The organism is Halovivax ruber XH-70 (assembly GCF_000328525.1).
Lineage (GTDB): Archaea > Halobacteriota > Halobacteria > Halobacteriales > Natrialbaceae > Halovivax > Halovivax ruber.
The window spans coordinates 1,441,322-1,456,276 of the sequence record NC_019964.1 but is presented as its reverse complement, the minus strand read 5'-3'; the positions used below and the strand labels follow the sequence as shown (position 1 = coordinate 1,456,276).

The following is a 14,955-nucleotide window of genomic DNA, read 5'->3' as shown; positions in this document are numbered from 1 at the left end:
TCACACGTTGTTACGGTGCACTTTACCTCGTATTCTGCATCCGAATCCCTCGAATCGTCTACTGGCCCTAATGTGTAGATACAGATAGACCGACGCTACCAGTCTGGCCTGTAATCGGTCGTTCAGAAAGCGGGCCGGGCGCGATTGTGAACCGAAACCAGACGTTCCTGTTCGGGCTTTCGCCCTTCGCGGGCTGCGACTGGTAGGGCTCAAATCGCTAGAGGACGTTTTACTCCTCACGTCCGTTCGTCGTGAAAACGGGCCGGGCGCGATTTGAACACACGGTCGGACGTGCTCACTGCGTTGCGCCCGACCTCCCTGCATTCAAATCGTGCCTGCCGGTTCGTTCGACGGTTCGCGTCGCTCGCGGTTTCACCGCTCACTATCGTGGCTCTCACTTCGTTCGTGCCACGCATCGCTCACCGTCTCACTGTACGGGCCGGGCGCGATTTGAACACGCGACCGTCTGATTAAGAGTCAGACGCTCTGCCTAACTGAGCTACCGGCCCTACGCCAACGACTTTCCGCCGGGTATTGAAATACATTTCCCTTGGGCGGTCGCGTGTGAATTGCCACCAGACCGGTCTCAGGTCGAGCCAACGACGCGACGACGTGCGGAGTGAGGAATCGAGAAATCTCGACAGCCAGTCGAACTGACACAAGATCTCGACACTCGCTGGTTTCGAAATATAGATTCTACGACCACAATCGGCCGAATGCGGTGCTGACGGGCGGTGTCGGACGCTCCGGGAGGGTTAAGTGTAGCGACCTCGACCACACGCCCAATGAACTCGGGGGCATCCATCTCCTCGACGTCGAGTTACGCCATACTCGGCTGTGGGAGCGTGGGGTACGCGGTCGCGGAGGAACTCGTCGAACAGGGGAAAGACGTCCGGATCATCGACCAGGACGAGAGCCGGGTCGAATCGCTGAGAGATCAGGATCTGGACGCACGAGCCGCCGACATCAGCGAACCGAAGATCGTGGAACTGATCGAGGATCGCGACGTCGTCCTGATCCTCGCCTCCGACGTGGAGGCGAACGAGGCTGCCGTCGAGCACGTCCGAAGCGCTAACACCGAACAGTTCGTCATCGCCCGTGCGAGCGACCCCGTCTCCGGTGACGAACTCGCCGAACTCGGCGCCGACGTCGTGATCAACCCCTCCGCAGTGATCGCGGATTCGGCCCTTCGTGCCCTCGAATCGGGCGAACTCGAACACAACGCCCAGACGCTCGCCTCGATCATCGACGAGACGACGGATCGGCTCGCCATCGTCACGAAGAACAATCCGGATCCGGATTCGATCGCGAGCGCAGCGGCGTTGCAGGCTATCGCCGAGAACCGGAACGTCGACTCCGACATCATCTACTTCGGAGACCTGGGCCACCAGGAGAATCGAGCGTTCGTGAATCTGCTCGGAATCGAATTACACCTCTGGGAAGACGTCGCCGACGAGACGCCGTACGATACCGTCGCCCTCGTCGATCACACCGGCCAGCCCGGCATCGACCGCCCAATCGACATCGTGATCGACCACCACGACGCCGACACGGAAGCCGACCCGACGTTCGCCGACGTCAGACCGAGCATGACCTCGACGTCGACGATCATGACGAAGTACATCCAGGAGTTCGACCTGAACGTCTCCGAGGAAGTCGCCACCGCACTCCTGTACGGTATCCGGGCCGAGACGCTCGACTTCAAGCGGGACACGACGCCAGCCGACCTCACCGCCGCCGCATACCTCTATCCGTTCGCAAATCACGACACCCTGGAGCAAGTCGAATCACCGTCCATGTCGCCCGAGACGTTGGACGTGCTCGCGGAGGCGATCGCAAATCGTGATGTCCAGGGGAGTCATCTGGTCTCGAACGCCGGATTCGTCCGCGACAGAGAGGCGCTGTCGCAGGCGGCGAACCACCTCCTCAATCTCGAGGGCGTGACCACGACGGCCGTGTTCGGTGTCGCCGAAGAGACGATCTTCCTCTCGGCTCGATCGAAAGACATCCGGATCAACATCGGCAAAGTCCTCACCGACGCCTACGGTGAAATCGGCGAGGTCGCCGGCCACTCCACGCAGTCGAGTGCCGAGATTCCACTCGGCATCTTCACCGGGATCGAAATCACCGACGGGACCAGAGAGACACTCCTCGAACTGACAGAAGAGGCCGTCAAACAGACGCTCTTCGACGCGATGGGCGTCGAGGGATCCGAAGGATCGAACGGAAACTAGAGCCCGGCCTCAGGCGACGATCTCTTCTTCGTCGTCCGGATCGCGGACGCGTTCGACGACGTCCGCGACGAGGATGACGTCGCCAACGGCGCGAACCCAGCGATAGGGAACGACGACGCCCTGGCCCTGGCGCGCTTCGTGTTCGAACAGTTCCGTATTGAGACTGCCGACGGCGAGACCGGTGACCGATCGAACGTCGAGGTTGAGTTTGAGATCTTCGACCTCGCCGACGAAAACGCCGTTTTTCGTGTACACTTCGCGGCCGACGAGTGACGTAATTTCCTGGGGTCGTTCGTCCATGTCCGGGCAAAAGTGGGGTGGACTCTTAATAGTTGGTCAGACGCCGGACCGGTCAGTTCGGCCTAGCGAGTAACGAACAGCCCCACCAGGCCGACGAGGCCGAGGGCGATCGCCCCGAGACCGATTTCGATGGCGCCGGTCGCGGTGAGGGTCGCTCCCGAAACGACGCCTGCGCTCGCACCACCGGCGACGAACGCCCCCACACCGACCCCACTGGCTGCGACTCGACGGTCGGGAGCGGAGTCCCCCTCCGTCGCCTGCGACGACTGCGATTCGACCGCCCGCGCGAGGTCTGCAACCGCCTGGTCGAGTTCGGCGATTCGGTCTCGTGGATCGTCGTCGGGTTGGTTGTCGGCGAGCGTCTCGACCCTCGATTCGAGTCCGTCGACGCGTTCGTCGAGCGACTCCGAATCGGACGATTCGACCGCATCGAGACGCGCCGCGATCGTACTCACTCGCTCCGCTAGCCCTTCGACGTCGTCGATGGCCGCTCGATCAGCCGACTCAGGCGCCATCGTATCGAGTTCGGACACGGACTGGTCGATCGAATCGAGCCTGTCTTCGACCCCGTCGACGTCCTGCCGGAGCGTCTCGATCGACTCGTCAGTAGCATCGCTGTCGGCCTCGAGTGTCTCGAGTCGTTCGCCATTGGCTTCGATGGCGGACGTCACTTCGTCGAGTGTCGATTCGATCGTGGCGATCGTTCCGGTGTGTTCTGCAATCGCGGTCTCGTTCGCCGCCACAGTGGATTCGAGCGATTCGACGTCGGATGCCAGCGAGTCCACGGTCGTCTCTGCAGCGGAGACCGACGATTCGATCGCTTCGAGTTCGCCGTCGAATCTCGATTCCAGCGACGACACTCGATCGTCGACGGAGCCGACGTCCGATTCCAGTCCTTCGACAGCAGATCCCAGGGACTCGACCTCCTCGTTCAGCGACTCGACGAACGATTGCAGTGACTCGACATCGGAACCGATCGAATCCACGGTCGAGTCGGTGTCGTCGAGTACCGATTCTACTGCCTCGAATTCAGACTCCAGCGCATCTACGGCATCGTCGAGAGAATCGACGTGCTCCTGGGTCGTCACGCACGTCGAATCGAGCGCGTCGATCCGGTTGGTCACCCGTTCCTCGGACGCGGTCTGGGCCGATTCGAGCTCGTCGAACGAGTCGTCGATACTGGCAGACAGCTCGTCGTCGAGATCCGAGAGTGTCTCGTCGACGCCGGAAATCCGTGCTTCGAGTTGCTCGACGGCGTCCTCACGTTCTTGTTCGATTTCGTCGACCCACTCTGCCATAGCGGCGCGTTCGTCCGCGAGCGTCGAGTCGAGTTCGTCGACGCGTGTGGACACTTCCGAGTCGAGTTCGTCGACGCGCGCCCGTAGTTCCGCGTCGAGGTCCGCCACGTCTGTCGTCAGTTCCGACTGGAGTTCGTCGAGGTCGCGTTGGTACTCGTCACGGAGCGAGTCCAGTTGGTCGGACAGCGTATCGGTCTCCATCGACAGTTCGGTCACCGTCTCCGCGATGGTTTCGAGTCGATCGGCGTCCGCACACGTTTCGATCGCGTCGTCGACAGCCGTGAGGGCCGTCTCCACCTCGTCGAGTCGGTCATCGACGGCATCGACAGCCCCGGTCCGCGCCGTTTCGGCGTCGAGCGAGTGAAGGTCGTCTCGGACGGTTTCCAGTTCGTCCCTGAGCGATGTCGTCGTTTCCTGCAGCGCCGCGAGTTCGTCGTCTCTCGTCCCGAGACGGTCGAAGAGCCGTTCGATCGCGTCGTTCGCAACGTCATCCTGTGAGACGTCCGTATCGAACGATTCCTGGGTCTCTTCCGCGTCGACGAAGTCGGTGAGTTGTTTGTCGTCCCGATCGGAGTCGCCTTCAGCCGAGTCGTGCGTCGACCACGTAACCGCGGTGTAGTCGTCGACGTCGTCCTGGGCGGAGATCAGCGCGCCGCGAGCAGCGCTCGCCGCTGGGTCGTCGGCCAGTCGCACCCCGCGAATCGAAAACGGCAACTCGGCCGCGTCGAATCGGCCACCGAAGAGGTATTCGACGCCGTCGACGGCGCCAGTTCCCGCGAGGGCGACTGGAACGGAGACACCCGGTTCGACGTCGGCGGCTGCCGCCTCGGATCGGATCGCTGAGACGACAGATCCACAGAGGTCGTCGTACGCCTGTGCGAGTGCGCGGTCGATGTCACCACTCGCGTCCGGATCGAGTGAGAATGCTTCGAGTCGGGAAGCGATCTGTGATCGGTTGTGGCCAGTTGCGCCCGCAGCGTTTTCGACGAGCCAGTCGCGGCCCCTCGGAAGGGCAAACGCGAGCACTGGAACCCCGTAATACACCAGCGCGACGCTGGTGAGTTCCGCCCCGATATCGATACCCACACCCGTGAACGTCTCGTCGGCGAGTTGATCGGCGACGACCGCGTACCCCGTACTGATAGGGGTCGCATCGACGTCGAATGTACGGAATACCTCACCGATCGCGTCTCGATGCTGCGCTGTCGGTGTGTCGGCGTCGACGATGGTCCCGGGGACGGTATACGAGAGGCGTGTCTCCGATTCGTCCGGAAGTGCGTCCGTGATGAGTGCCTCGATAGCCGGGTTCGCGTACGGTTCCGTCGAGAGCAGTCCACGTTCGAAAATTGCGAGCGGCTCTTCACCGGCTGCCGTCGATCGATCCCGTGCAGGGGCGCCGACGACGTAGGTCGTTCCCGAAGCCTCGACCGTCAGTTCCTCCGTCTCCGACGCATCGTCGTCCTCGTCGAGTGGGTAGGCGATTGCCGGAATCGTGTCGACGACTGGGCTGTCCGACCCGTCACGCGCGATCCGGAGTTCCTCAGTAGAAAGGGCGATACCAGTTGCCATGTCGGCGACAGTATCCGATCGATAATGGTATTTCGGCTCCGAATACCAGATGTGAAAATCAGATCGCCGATTGTGCCAGTAGCGATGCGATCGAACGTCGAAACCGAGCGGTGTCGAAAATCACGGTAGTGACCCACACATCGAGACGGGAACCTCTAGCGTTATAATAGGGGAACGAGAGTACTAGCGTACATGTCCGAAACCGGGACAGAACCGCCGACGTACGCGACCCGGCTCCCCGACCCGGAACGTGCGTCGAATATTCGGTACAATCCGACACTCACCGAACTCCGCTCGCTCGCGCGCGACGACGAGCGAACGACGGAGTACGGCTCCCCTGCGTACGTCAGCAAGTATCGCTCCCGCAGCGCAGATCGAACGAAGAACGCGATCGACGACGAACTAACCGAGGCGGATCACTCACTCGTTCTCGACGCCGTCACCTCTCTCTCGGATCGTGATCTCCTCTGCGTCGATCGGCTCGTCGGGCGCCACCCCGACGCGACGTACTGCTGTCGGCTGTTCGTTCCGACGGCGTACGCTCGAATTGCCCTCACCTGGGCGAAACTCTTCGAACCGACCGACGGCCGCGAACCGGACTTCCAGACCGTTCAACTTCCTGACGCCGAGGAGACGGCGATCCGCATCTTTCCCGACGAGGGAACGACCGCCGTCCTCGGCTCCGACTACACCGGCGAAGCCAAGAAATCGTTCCTCCGGCTGTTCATGTATCGGGCCAAAGAGAACGGTGGGCTCGGCCTCCACGCCGGAAGCAAGCGGGTAACGGTGACCGACGACGAATCGACGGAACGGACGGTCGGCCAACTGTTCCTCGGACTCTCCGCGACGGGTAAATCGACGCTTACGTCCCACGGGTGCTGGCTCGACGAGCCCGAACACGCCGCGATGCTCCAGGACGACGTCTGTGCACTGTTGCCGGATGGATCCGTCGCTGGTAGCGAGGGCCAGGGCCTGTACATCAAGACCCACGGGTTGACCCAGAGCGAACAACCGGCCCTCTACGACGCGGCGACGGCAGAGTCAGCCGTCTTCGAAAACGTCGCCGTCGACGAAGACGGGGCCGTCGACTTCGAGGACGACCAGTACACGGCGAACGGGCGGGCGGTCGTCCAGCGCGAGGAACTCGAGAGTGCAGCCGAGGAAATCGACCTCGACGGGGTCGACCAGATATTCTTCATCACCCGGAACCCCCTCATGCCGCCCGTCACCAGGCTGGACGACCAACAGGCGGCAGTCGCCTTCATGCTCGGCGAGTCCATCGAGACGAGCGCCGGCGATCCGTCGCGGGCGGGCGAATCGATTCGCGTCGTCGGGACGAATCCGTTCATCATCGGACCGGAGGGCACGGAGGGGAACATCTTCAGAGAACTCGTCCGCTCGCTCGACGTCGACTGCTACGTCATGAACACGGGTTACATCGGCCAGCAGACGGTCGATATCGGCGTCACGGAGTCAGTAACGCTCCTGACGGAGATCGCACGAGGAACTGTCGAGTGGCGAACGGACGACCGGATGGGGCTGACGATCCCTGAATCCGTCCCCGGTCTCGATATCGAGCAGTTCTACGTCCCGGACCACGTCGAGGATTACGACGACGCACGAACCGCACTCCGGGAGGAACGAGCGGCGTATCTCGATTCGTTCCCACAACTCGACGACGAGATTGCTGACGCCGTCTACTGATCGCCGGATTCGGTTGCGGCGCCGAGTTGACTGCTTTCGGGGCAAATTTTTCATCACGGGCAAATGCCGCCGGTTCCCCGTGCATGTATCCGTTTCCAGTGGCGGAGTGACTGTATGGCGACCAACGGTCAGGACCGACCAATTCGCGCGCCAGACCGGCGTCGATGTGAACAGTGTGGCCGTGTCGAAACCTGGGACCCACTTCGAGAACAGTGGGCAATCGCCGACGCGACCCGCAGGGATCGGACACGCCGATGGTGCATCCACGAGTGGGACATTACTGGCTCCTTCTGTCCCGTCGAATCGGCCGATCGACAGAGTTGAGCGAGCACGAACAGATCGATCGCAACCACGTCGGTGGCCGAGGACCGACGTGTCCGGACGAAGCACGGCCTATGCTAAATTGCCGATGGGGGATCGGCTCACCGACGGACCGATCGGTCGTAAAGTGGACCCACGTGTCGAACCCACACGCACCGGCCGAGCTGGTTTTTGGCCTGCAGACACTCGCGTCGAAAAGCAACCCTTAAAACTCGCGCAGTGATTTGATCGCGTATGGCTGGAACCATCGAAGTCCTCGTTCCGGGCGGAGCGGCCAATCCAGGGCCGCCGCTCGGACCGGAGCTCGGACCGACGCCCGTCGACGTGCAGGCGGTCGTCCAGGAGATCAACGATCAGACAGCTGCGTTCGACGGAACGGAAGTCCCCGTCACCGTCGAGTACGAAGACGATGGCTCGTTCACCATCGACGTCGGTGTCCCGCCGACGGCTGCACTCGTCAAGGACGAAGCCGGGTTCGAAACCGGGAGCGGCGAGCCGCAAGAAGAGTTCGTCGCCGACCTCTCGGTCGACCAAGTCAGAACGATCGCCGAACAGAAACTGCCCGACCTCCTCGCGTACGATCTGAAGAACGCGACCAAAGAGGTCGTCGGCACGTGTACCTCACTCGGCGTGACGATCGAAGGCGAGAATCCGCGAGAGTTCAAAGCGAAGATCGACGACGGCGAGTACGACGACGTCTTCGCCGACGAAGCGGCGGCGTAACCCGCTGAGACCGTTCGGTCTCGTTTTCACCGTCGATTGTGGCGCTCAGTTTGCATAGTAGCACCTGCAGTCGAAGGTATCCGTATCGTCGGACAGCATGGAGCCGACCGCTCCGAATCGCCCGTCGGTTAAATCTTGTTCGCGGGTGGGACCGACCGATCGGCAGGATCCGACGCCGCGCCGCCGGAGATGAGCACGCGAACGCCGGCACCGGCTCCATAACAGATAACGAACCCAGTGACAGCGAGGAGTGGAATGATGTGGACGGCCGACATGCCGACTACGAGCGCGCCGACAACGAGCCCTACCCCGACGCTATCGCGCAGGAAGCGACCCGAAAGGCCGTTTCCAGTGGAGACGATCGCGATGAGCGCCCACGTGGGTAACAGCGCCAGACAGAGGGTCACGAGGGGAATCGCGAAGAACACGCCGATGTCTGAGTGACTGAGCAAGAGACCGATGTAGGCGAGCGCACCGAACACGAGGGTCGTTGGAATGCCGATCAAGATCGAGATGACGGGGCTACGTCGTGCCGTCACGATAGTCCGTCTGCTGTACTCAGGGAGCAATCCGAGGACGGTGATCCCCACGACGAGGATCGCACCCACCACGAGCGCGATACGAACGACGGGAGAGACGCCCATATAGAAGTCGACGACTGTCTGCTGGTCGGACAGTGGTGTCGCCGGTAGCTCAGCGAGCCCACCCACCTGACGGCCGCTGAGGAGCATGGTTCATCACAGGACGATGGGGCACAAAGAAGATTTCGATGGGCGTGGGCACACATCGAATCGGTGGGCCAATTGACACCAGCGGGAAGACGGCTTCTTCGCCTCTACCGCACTGGCTCGTCGAGGGAGCGGTACCGGCCCGTCGAGGAAAGCGGTACAGATTCGTCGAGGAAACGGGTACAGACTCGTCGAGGAAACGTCGTGAATCGCCTGTGTAACCGAATCAAGGACTGGCGGCAAACGTTCCAATCTGACGGGTCCAGGAATGGACTGCCGGAAAACCCCGTTTGCCGACTCCAGCGACGCGTCACGGGGTCACTTGCAGCGGGCTTCGACGGGTTTAAGTCCGTAATCCGTCTGAGTCACGGGTGAGACAGGCTTTGCCTGTTTCACTGACCCGTAGGAGCACACCCTGCGTACTACGGAGGTGAACGATGGCAGATTCGGATATCGAAACAGCAGTCACGCGCGCACTCGACGAGTCACCCGATCGGAACTTTACCGAGACGGTCGACCTCGCGATCAACCTGCGTGACCTAGATCTTGACGAACCGTCGAATCGCGTCGACGAGTCCGTCGTCCTCCCGGCCGGTACCGGCCAGGAGACGACGATCGTTGTCTTCGCCGAAGGAGAGACGGCACTCAGAGCCGAGGACGTCGCAGACGACGTTCTCGACGGCGACGAGCTCGCCGACCTCGGTGACGACGACGATGCGGCCAAAGAGTTGGCCGACGACACCGACTTCTTCATCGCCGAAGAGGCGATGATGCAGAACATCGGGCGGTACCTCGGTACTGTCCTCGGTCCGCGCGGGAAGATGCCGACGCCGCTCTCGCCGGACGACGACGTGGTGGAGACAGTAAACAGAATGAAAAACACCGTGCAACTGCGCTCCGGTGACCGTCGGACGTTCCACACACGCGTGGGCGCCGAGGACATGGGCGCGGAGGACATTTCGGACAACATCGACGTGATCCTCCGTCGACTGCACGCGGATCTGGAGAAGGGTCCACAGAACATCGGCTCCGTCTTCGTGAAGACGACGATGGGCCCGTCCGTGGAGGTGGCCTGAGATGAGCGCTGAGGCCACTCGCCAGACCGAGAACTTGCCGGAGTGGAAGCGCGAAGAGACCGACGAGATCGAGGCCCTCATCGAGGGCCACGAGAACGTCGGTGTTGTTGGCATCGCCGGCATCCCCTCGAAACAGCTGCAGGACATGCGCCGCGAACTGCACGGGACGGCCGTGCTTCGTGTTAGCCGTAACACGCTGCAGCGTCGTGCGCTCGAAGCCACCGGGAGCGACGACCTCACCGAGTTCGTCGAGGGGCAGGTCGGACTCGTCCTCAGCGACGAGAACCCGTTCAGCCTCTATCGCGAACTCGAGGCCTCGAAGACGCCGGCACCGATCGGCGCCGGCGAGGTCGCCCCGAACGACATCGTGATCCCGGAAGGCGACACCGGCGTCGATCCCGGACCGTTCGTCGGAGAACTCCAGCAGATCGGCGCGAACGCCCGGATCGAGGACGGCTCGATCCAGGTGATGGAGGACTCGACAGTTCTCGAAGCCGGCGAGGAGGTTACGGCAGATATCGAGAACGTCCTCAACGAGCTCGGTATCGAGGCCAAGGAGGTCGGTCTCGACCTGCGAGCGGCGTACGCCGATGGCGTCGTCTTCGATCCCGAAGACCTCGACATCGACATCGACGCCTACGAGCAGGACGTTGCGACCGCCGCGGCCCAGGCCCGGAACCTGTCGGTCAACGCCGTCTACCCGACGAGCCAGACCGCACCGACGCTCGTCGCCAAAGCCACGGGCGAAGCCAAGAGCCTCGGACTGCAGGCAGCCATCGAGGACGAAGCGCTCATGCCCGACCTCGTGAGCAAGGCCGACGGCCAGCTGCGTGCCCTCGCAGCCCAGATCGACGACACCGAAGCGCTTCCTGAAGCGCTCCAGGACGTCGAGGCGCCGGCTCCGTCGACCGAGGACACCGCGGAGAGCGACGACGAATCGAGCGACGACCAAGACGACGCCGACGACACCGAGGCGGAACCCGACGACGATGACGACGATGACGGGTCCGGTGCGGAAGGTCTCGGCGCAATGTTCGGCTAATCCCAACGGAGACTACAGACAATGGAATACGTATACGCTGCACTCATCCTGAACGAATCGGGCGAAGAGATCAACGAAGACAACCTGACCGACGTGCTCGACGCCGCCGGCGTCGACGTCGAAGAGTCCCGCGTGAAGGCGCTCGTCGCCGCACTCGAGGACGTCGACATCGACGAAGCCGTCGCCGACGCCGCGGCCGTTCCGGCCGCCGGTGGCGCAGCAGGCGCTGGCGCTGCCGAAGAAGCCGGTGACGACGAGGACGACGAGGTCGAAGAGACCAGCGACGTCCCGGACACGACGGACGACGATGACGAGGACGACGAGGCCAGCGGCGAGGGTCTCGGCGAACTCTTCGGCTAATCGGTCACCACACGAATTCTCCATTCTTTTAGCCGGAAAGCGCCAGCAGTATCCCTGACGGCCTCGTGTTCAGGACGTACGTTTCTGACCTACCTGCATCTGCCCACCGTCCGCACCATTATAAGCGATGACGCGGCCAGCGTGCCCCGGGAGGGATGTTCGATCTTGCCGTCGATCCAGCGACGACGATTCGGGTCTGTAGCTGGGCGAGCGCCGGTATCGTGCTCGGCACCGTTAGCGGAGCCGTTCCCGGCCTCCACGCGAACAATTTCGCGTTCGTCCTCGCAGGGATCGCTCCGGCCGTTCCCGGTCCGCCGGTGCTCGTCGGTGTCGCGATGCTCGCGGCGGGCGTCGTCCATACCTTCGTGAACGCCGTGCCGGCGATGGCGATCGGCGTCCCCGACGGGGAGATGGCGATGACGACGTTACCCGGACACCGACTCGTCCTCGCTGGGCGCGGTCACGAGGCAATGGTGCTGTCAGCGATCGGCAGCCTCCTGGCGGTCGTCGTCGCCGTCCCGCTCGCCGTGCCGATCACCTGGCTCGTCGTCAGGCTATACCCAGTCGTGATCGACCACCTCGCACTCGTCCTCGGAGCTGTTGTCCTGGCCCTCGTCGTGAGCGAACGGACGCCAGTGCACATGCTAGGTGGGGCGGTCACGTTCTGCCTGGCCGCCGGACTCGGGCTAGTCACCCTCGATATCGATCCGGCCGCACCCCTCGACGCCGGTGGGGTGCTCGCGCCGATATTCGCCGGGTTGTTCGGGGCGCCAGTGCTGTTAGATGCCGTCCACGCTGGCGGCCTTCCTCCACAGGACGACGCGAGGCTCCGTGTCTCTCGGCGGACCGTCGCCTCGACCGCGCTGGCCGGGACCATCGCTGGGGCGATCGTTGGCTTCCTCCCGGGAATTTCGGCGGCGATCGCCGCAGTCGCCGTACTCGTCGTCGTGCCGGGAGACGAGGGCCTCGGGTCGGCCGGCGATCGAAGCTACATCGTGGCCACGAGCGGTGTCGACACGGCGAACACGGTGTTCGCACTCGTCGCGTTACTCGTCATTGGAAGCCCCCGAACCGGCGTGATGGTCGCGTTCGACGGGACGGACGCACCGCTCGCCTTTCCCATTCTCCTCGCCACCGTGGTACTCGCAGGGATCGCAGGATTCGTGATCGTGCTCTTCGGGGGACGGTACTACGTAGACGTCATCAGTCGAGCGAACTACTCCGTTCTCTCTATCGCCATCCTCACGTTGCTCGTGGGCCTTGCCGCCCTCTTTGCCGGACCGATGGGTGTGGGGATATTCGCCGTCGCCAGCCTGATCGGCCTCGTCCCCGTTCGACTCTGCGTGCGTCGCGTCCATCTGATGGGCGTACTGCTCGGTCCGCTCGTCGTCGGCTCAGTGTGACGGCCGACCCAAATCGTCATGCTGGTCACGATCCAAGCCCACACGATGGCGACTCCGTCGACGACAGCACTCGTCGGTACCGTGAGCGGATCGGTTGCGCTCCTGGTGGCTGCTGTCGTGGTGGGGACGGATTCGATGTGGCTTGGCTGGGCGATCGTGACGGTCCTGGTCTCGGGACTGGCCCTCCTGCGGGAGAACTGGGGACGGGACCCCCCATCCGACAGCCCCTGAAGCGCGACAGTCTCGCAATCGTCGACCCACGCATTTCTCGGCTACGCCGAACGGAAATCACGCCGACGGACTCACCGTGTGAGCGCGTCGCTCGAGGCAGGCGGAAAGACAATCGTTAAAAGCACCGGACGGGAACTCAGGGGTATGAGTACGACGGACGACCGCGGACAGCGCGCGTGCGTGTCCTGCGGAATCAACGTTTCCGGGACGAACGCAGCGCGGTTCAAGTGCCCGGACTGTGGTACCACGATCAATCGCTGTGCCACCTGCCGGAAGCAAAGCAACCTCTACGAGTGTCCCGACTGCGGATTCACCGGTCCCTGACAACAATGGGTAAAGTAGCCGCTGCGATCAAGGTCATGCCGAACAGCCCCGAAATCGACCTGGACGATCTTCAGGAGCGACTCGAAGCCAGCCTCCCAGAGGGGGCGAAGATCAACGGCGTCGAACGCGAAGACGTCGCGTTCGGGCTCATCGCACTCATCCCGACCGTGATCGTTCCCGACGGCTCGGGCGGGACCGAAGCCGTCGAAGACTCGTTCGCGGACGTCGACGGCGTCGAGAGCGTCGACGTCGAGAACGTCGGCCGGATCTAACGCCGACAGCGTCCGCCGATTTTTCCGCGTGTACCAGGTACGTGAGCTGCAGCGCTCTTCGACACTGATACTCGACTGACTCCTGATCACTGGCGGAGTTCGTGGAACAGTAATCGAACCGCGCAACACACAGAGGGACAGTCGGAGACGGCAAGGAACGACAAACGAACGAGCGGCCGTTTCGATCGTGGCGAATCAGGCGCCGTCCGAAGCGCCCCATGTCGCCGGCTTGGACGCGAGGAGTTCGGAGCCTGCCTCGGAGAGTTCGACGGAGACGTCGCGATCGAGCCCCGTGCTGATCTCGTCGATGTTCTTCGCGAGGACGGTCAAAATGTCCGGCGGGTTCGGATAGACGAGCATGGTTCCGTCGTCGCCCTCGGTCGCGAGCTGGGTGTCGTTGATCATCACCTGATCGTCGACGATGGAGGCCGTGACGACAGGGAGTGCCTCGGGTTTGCCCGTTTCGTCCTCCCTGACTTTTCGAATGTGGACGGCATCGAGGTCGAGGACGTCCTTGTGCTCCTGGATCCGCTCTGCACAGCGAACCATATCCTGGACGATCGCCTGGCGTTCCGCTTCGCCGTGTTCACCGGTGTAACAGTGTTCACAGACGCGCAACTCGAGTCGCATACTGGGCCGTAGCCGGTCTGGACGGATGAGAATTCCGTTCAGTCGCCGTCCTGGAGCGACGCTGCGATGGCGTGAATGCGATCACTCCCACACGGAGCGTATCCGCCGTGATGGCAGATCACGTGTTCGACGTCGAGTTCGGCAAGCGACGCCACGGAGTCGGCCGCGCGATCCTCGTCGACCGTGTAGGCCGGTTTCGGTCCGGAGAGCGGTTCGTCCTCGTCGGCGACGAGGGCATCGCCAGCCAGGAGGAGTCGTTCGTCGGGGAGATACAGCGAGATGTGACCAGCCGTGTGGCCCGGGGTCTCCACGACTCGAAGCGGGCCGGCACGGGTCGAGAATTCCTCGCCGTCCGTCAGTTCCTCGTCGACCGCGACTGGCGGGTAGCGATCGTCGTCTGGCCCTTTCACGGGCATCTCGTCGCCAGTCACGTGCGGAATCTCCGCGGGGTGGGCGCCGATCGTGACGTCCGTGTGTTCACGGAGTGGCGCAAGCCCGCCGGCGTGATCGGCGTCGTGGTGGGTGAGGATGACCCGTTCGACGTCGGCGAGGCCGAATCCGACGTCGGCGAGCGCGGTCGCCAGCCGGTCCGTCGCCGGTTCGGGACCCGCGTCGACGAGGAGGAGGCCGTCGTCAGTCTCCACCGCGGTGGGGGTGATCGAGACCGTCCGACCGCCGAACTCGATCGGAATCGTGAGTGCGTGCACGTACGTGTCGTCGGTCATCGGTCGATACTTCGC

The 14,955-nt window shown here is 63.0% G+C and carries 16 protein-coding genes and 1 tRNA gene; 11 read left to right on the top strand and 6 right to left on the bottom strand.

All coding sequences use genetic code 11. From position 1 onward, the window contains the following. Positions 1 to 435: 435 nt before the first annotated feature. A tRNA-Lys gene (locus HALRU_RS06810) sits at positions 436 to 509 on the bottom strand. 276 nt (positions 510 to 785) lie between these two features. Between HALRU_RS06810 and HALRU_RS06805 the strand changes: the two genes are divergently transcribed. Beyond that, positions 786 to 2,234: a DHH family phosphoesterase gene (locus HALRU_RS06805; protein ID WP_015300661.1), complete on the top strand. Its 1,449-nt coding sequence runs from the start codon at positions 786 to 788 to the stop codon at positions 2,232 to 2,234. A 9-nt stretch (positions 2,235 to 2,243) separates the two neighbouring features. Here HALRU_RS06805 and HALRU_RS06800 read toward each other — a convergent pair whose 3' ends face one another. Both HALRU_RS06800 and HALRU_RS06795 read right to left on the bottom strand, forming a co-directional pair. After that, positions 2,244 to 2,534, bottom strand: a complete 291-nt coding sequence (locus HALRU_RS06800) for a PRC-barrel domain-containing protein (RefSeq protein WP_007696827.1) — start codon at positions 2,532 to 2,534, stop codon at positions 2,244 to 2,246. A 62-nt stretch (positions 2,535 to 2,596) separates the two neighbouring features. Then, the gene (locus HALRU_RS06795; protein WP_015300660.1) at positions 2,597 to 5,401 is read right to left on the bottom strand and encodes a hypothetical protein; all 2,805 of its coding nucleotides are present in this window, start codon (positions 5,399 to 5,401) and stop codon (positions 2,597 to 2,599) included. Between the two features lie 192 nt (positions 5,402 to 5,593). Here HALRU_RS06795 and HALRU_RS06790 point away from each other — a divergent pair, with 192 nt between their 5' ends. The 3 genes from HALRU_RS06790 to HALRU_RS06780 all read left to right on the top strand — a co-directional run bounded on the left by HALRU_RS06790 (position 5,594) and on the right by HALRU_RS06780 (position 8,149). After that, on the top strand, positions 5,594 to 7,105 hold the full coding sequence (locus HALRU_RS06790; protein WP_015300659.1) for a phosphoenolpyruvate carboxykinase (ATP): 1,512 nt from the start codon (positions 5,594 to 5,596) through the stop codon (positions 7,103 to 7,105). Positions 7,106 to 7,168: 63 nt separating this feature from the next. Further along, positions 7,169 to 7,429, top strand: coding sequence for an HEWD family protein (locus HALRU_RS16175; RefSeq protein ID WP_015300658.1), 261 nt, complete (start codon positions 7,169 to 7,171; stop codon positions 7,427 to 7,429). Between the two features lie 231 nt (positions 7,430 to 7,660). Further along, positions 7,661 to 8,149, top strand: coding sequence for a 50S ribosomal protein L11 (locus HALRU_RS06780; protein WP_015300657.1), 489 nt, complete (start codon positions 7,661 to 7,663; stop codon positions 8,147 to 8,149). A gap of 128 nt (positions 8,150 to 8,277) precedes the next feature. On the opposite strand, the gene HALRU_RS06775 is transcribed toward HALRU_RS06780, so the two are convergent. Further along, positions 8,278 to 8,880 carry a hypothetical protein gene (locus HALRU_RS06775; RefSeq protein ID WP_015300656.1) on the bottom strand — a complete coding sequence of 201 codons (603 nt, stop codon included), beginning with the start codon at positions 8,878 to 8,880 and terminating at the stop codon, positions 8,278 to 8,280. A gap of 434 nt (positions 8,881 to 9,314) precedes the next feature. On the opposite strand from HALRU_RS06775, the gene HALRU_RS06770 reads away from it, so the two are divergent. From HALRU_RS06770 to HALRU_RS06740, 7 genes are all read left to right on the top strand, one after another. Further along, positions 9,315 to 9,953 carry a 50S ribosomal protein L1 gene (locus HALRU_RS06770; RefSeq protein ID WP_007696842.1) on the top strand — a complete coding sequence of 213 codons (639 nt, stop codon included), beginning with the start codon at positions 9,315 to 9,317 and terminating at the stop codon, positions 9,951 to 9,953. A gap of 1 nt (position 9,954) precedes the next feature. Then, positions 9,955 to 10,995 (top strand): 50S ribosomal protein L10, encoded by a 1,041-nt coding sequence (locus HALRU_RS06765; RefSeq protein WP_015300655.1) that lies wholly within the window; start codon positions 9,955 to 9,957, stop codon positions 10,993 to 10,995. A gap of 21 nt (positions 10,996 to 11,016) precedes the next feature. Further along, positions 11,017 to 11,355 (top strand): 50S ribosomal protein P1, encoded by a 339-nt coding sequence (rpl12p, locus tag HALRU_RS06760; protein WP_015300654.1) that lies wholly within the window; start codon positions 11,017 to 11,019, stop codon positions 11,353 to 11,355. Positions 11,356 to 11,510: 155 nt separating this feature from the next. Further along, positions 11,511 to 12,758, top strand: a complete 1,248-nt coding sequence (locus HALRU_RS06755; protein WP_015300653.1) for a tripartite tricarboxylate transporter permease — start codon at positions 11,511 to 11,513, stop codon at positions 12,756 to 12,758. 45 nt (positions 12,759 to 12,803) lie between these two features. Then, a complete protein-coding gene (locus tag HALRU_RS06750; RefSeq protein WP_245547795.1) occupies positions 12,804 to 12,989 on the top strand; it encodes a hypothetical protein in 186 nt (61 codons plus the stop codon). A 144-nt stretch (positions 12,990 to 13,133) separates the two neighbouring features. Continuing rightward, positions 13,134 to 13,313, top strand: a complete 180-nt coding sequence (locus HALRU_RS06745) for an HVO_2753 family zinc finger protein (protein ID WP_007696852.1) — start codon at positions 13,134 to 13,136, stop codon at positions 13,311 to 13,313. Positions 13,314 to 13,318: 5 nt separating this feature from the next. Beyond that, complete coding sequence (locus tag HALRU_RS06740) at positions 13,319 to 13,585, top strand: elongation factor 1-beta (protein WP_007696855.1); 267 nt, start codon at positions 13,319 to 13,321, stop codon at positions 13,583 to 13,585. Between the two features lie 195 nt (positions 13,586 to 13,780). Here the strand turns inward: HALRU_RS06740 and HALRU_RS06735 are convergent, their stop codons facing one another. Both HALRU_RS06735 and HALRU_RS06730 read right to left on the bottom strand, forming a co-directional pair. Further along, on the bottom strand, positions 13,781 to 14,215 hold the full coding sequence (locus tag HALRU_RS06735) for a hypothetical protein (RefSeq protein WP_015300651.1): 435 nt from the start codon (positions 14,213 to 14,215) through the stop codon (positions 13,781 to 13,783). Positions 14,216 to 14,253: 38 nt separating this feature from the next. Then, on the bottom strand, positions 14,254 to 14,940 hold the full coding sequence (locus tag HALRU_RS06730) for an MBL fold metallo-hydrolase (protein WP_015300650.1): 687 nt from the start codon (positions 14,938 to 14,940) through the stop codon (positions 14,254 to 14,256). Positions 14,941 to 14,955 lie beyond the last annotated feature (15 nt).

Bases quoted from the DNA above. Each gene is read 5' to 3' on its own strand.
- HALRU_RS06805 (WP_015300661.1), top strand. From the start codon at position 786: ATGAACTCGGGGGCATCCATCTCCTCGACGTCGAGTTACGCCATACTC.
- HALRU_RS06800 (WP_007696827.1), bottom strand. From the start codon at position 2,534: ATGGACGAACGACCCCAGGAAATTACGTCACTCGTCGGCCGCGAAGTG.
- HALRU_RS06795 (WP_015300660.1), bottom strand. From the start codon at position 5,401: ATGGCAACTGGTATCGCCCTTTCTACTGAGGAACTCCGGATCGCGCGT.
- HALRU_RS06790 (WP_015300659.1), top strand. From the start codon at position 5,594: ATGTCCGAAACCGGGACAGAACCGCCGACGTACGCGACCCGGCTCCCC.
- HALRU_RS16175 (WP_015300658.1), top strand. From the start codon at position 7,169: ATGCCGCCGGTTCCCCGTGCATGTATCCGTTTCCAGTGGCGGAGTGAC.
- HALRU_RS06780 (WP_015300657.1), top strand. From the start codon at position 7,661: ATGGCTGGAACCATCGAAGTCCTCGTTCCGGGCGGAGCGGCCAATCCA.
- HALRU_RS06775 (WP_015300656.1), bottom strand. From the start codon at position 8,880: ATGCTCCTCAGCGGCCGTCAGGTGGGTGGGCTCGCTGAGCTACCGGCG.
- HALRU_RS06770 (WP_007696842.1), top strand. From the start codon at position 9,315: ATGGCAGATTCGGATATCGAAACAGCAGTCACGCGCGCACTCGACGAG.
- HALRU_RS06765 (WP_015300655.1), top strand. From the start codon at position 9,955: ATGAGCGCTGAGGCCACTCGCCAGACCGAGAACTTGCCGGAGTGGAAG.
- rpl12p (WP_015300654.1), top strand. From the start codon at position 11,017: ATGGAATACGTATACGCTGCACTCATCCTGAACGAATCGGGCGAAGAG.
- HALRU_RS06755 (WP_015300653.1), top strand. From the start codon at position 11,511: ATGTTCGATCTTGCCGTCGATCCAGCGACGACGATTCGGGTCTGTAGC.
- HALRU_RS06750 (WP_245547795.1), top strand. From the start codon at position 12,804: ATGGCGACTCCGTCGACGACAGCACTCGTCGGTACCGTGAGCGGATCG.
- HALRU_RS06745 (WP_007696852.1), top strand. From the start codon at position 13,134: ATGAGTACGACGGACGACCGCGGACAGCGCGCGTGCGTGTCCTGCGGA.
- HALRU_RS06740 (WP_007696855.1), top strand. From the start codon at position 13,319: ATGGGTAAAGTAGCCGCTGCGATCAAGGTCATGCCGAACAGCCCCGAA.
- HALRU_RS06735 (WP_015300651.1), bottom strand. From the start codon at position 14,215: ATGCGACTCGAGTTGCGCGTCTGTGAACACTGTTACACCGGTGAACAC.
- HALRU_RS06730 (WP_015300650.1), bottom strand. From the start codon at position 14,940: ATGACCGACGACACGTACGTGCACGCACTCACGATTCCGATCGAGTTC.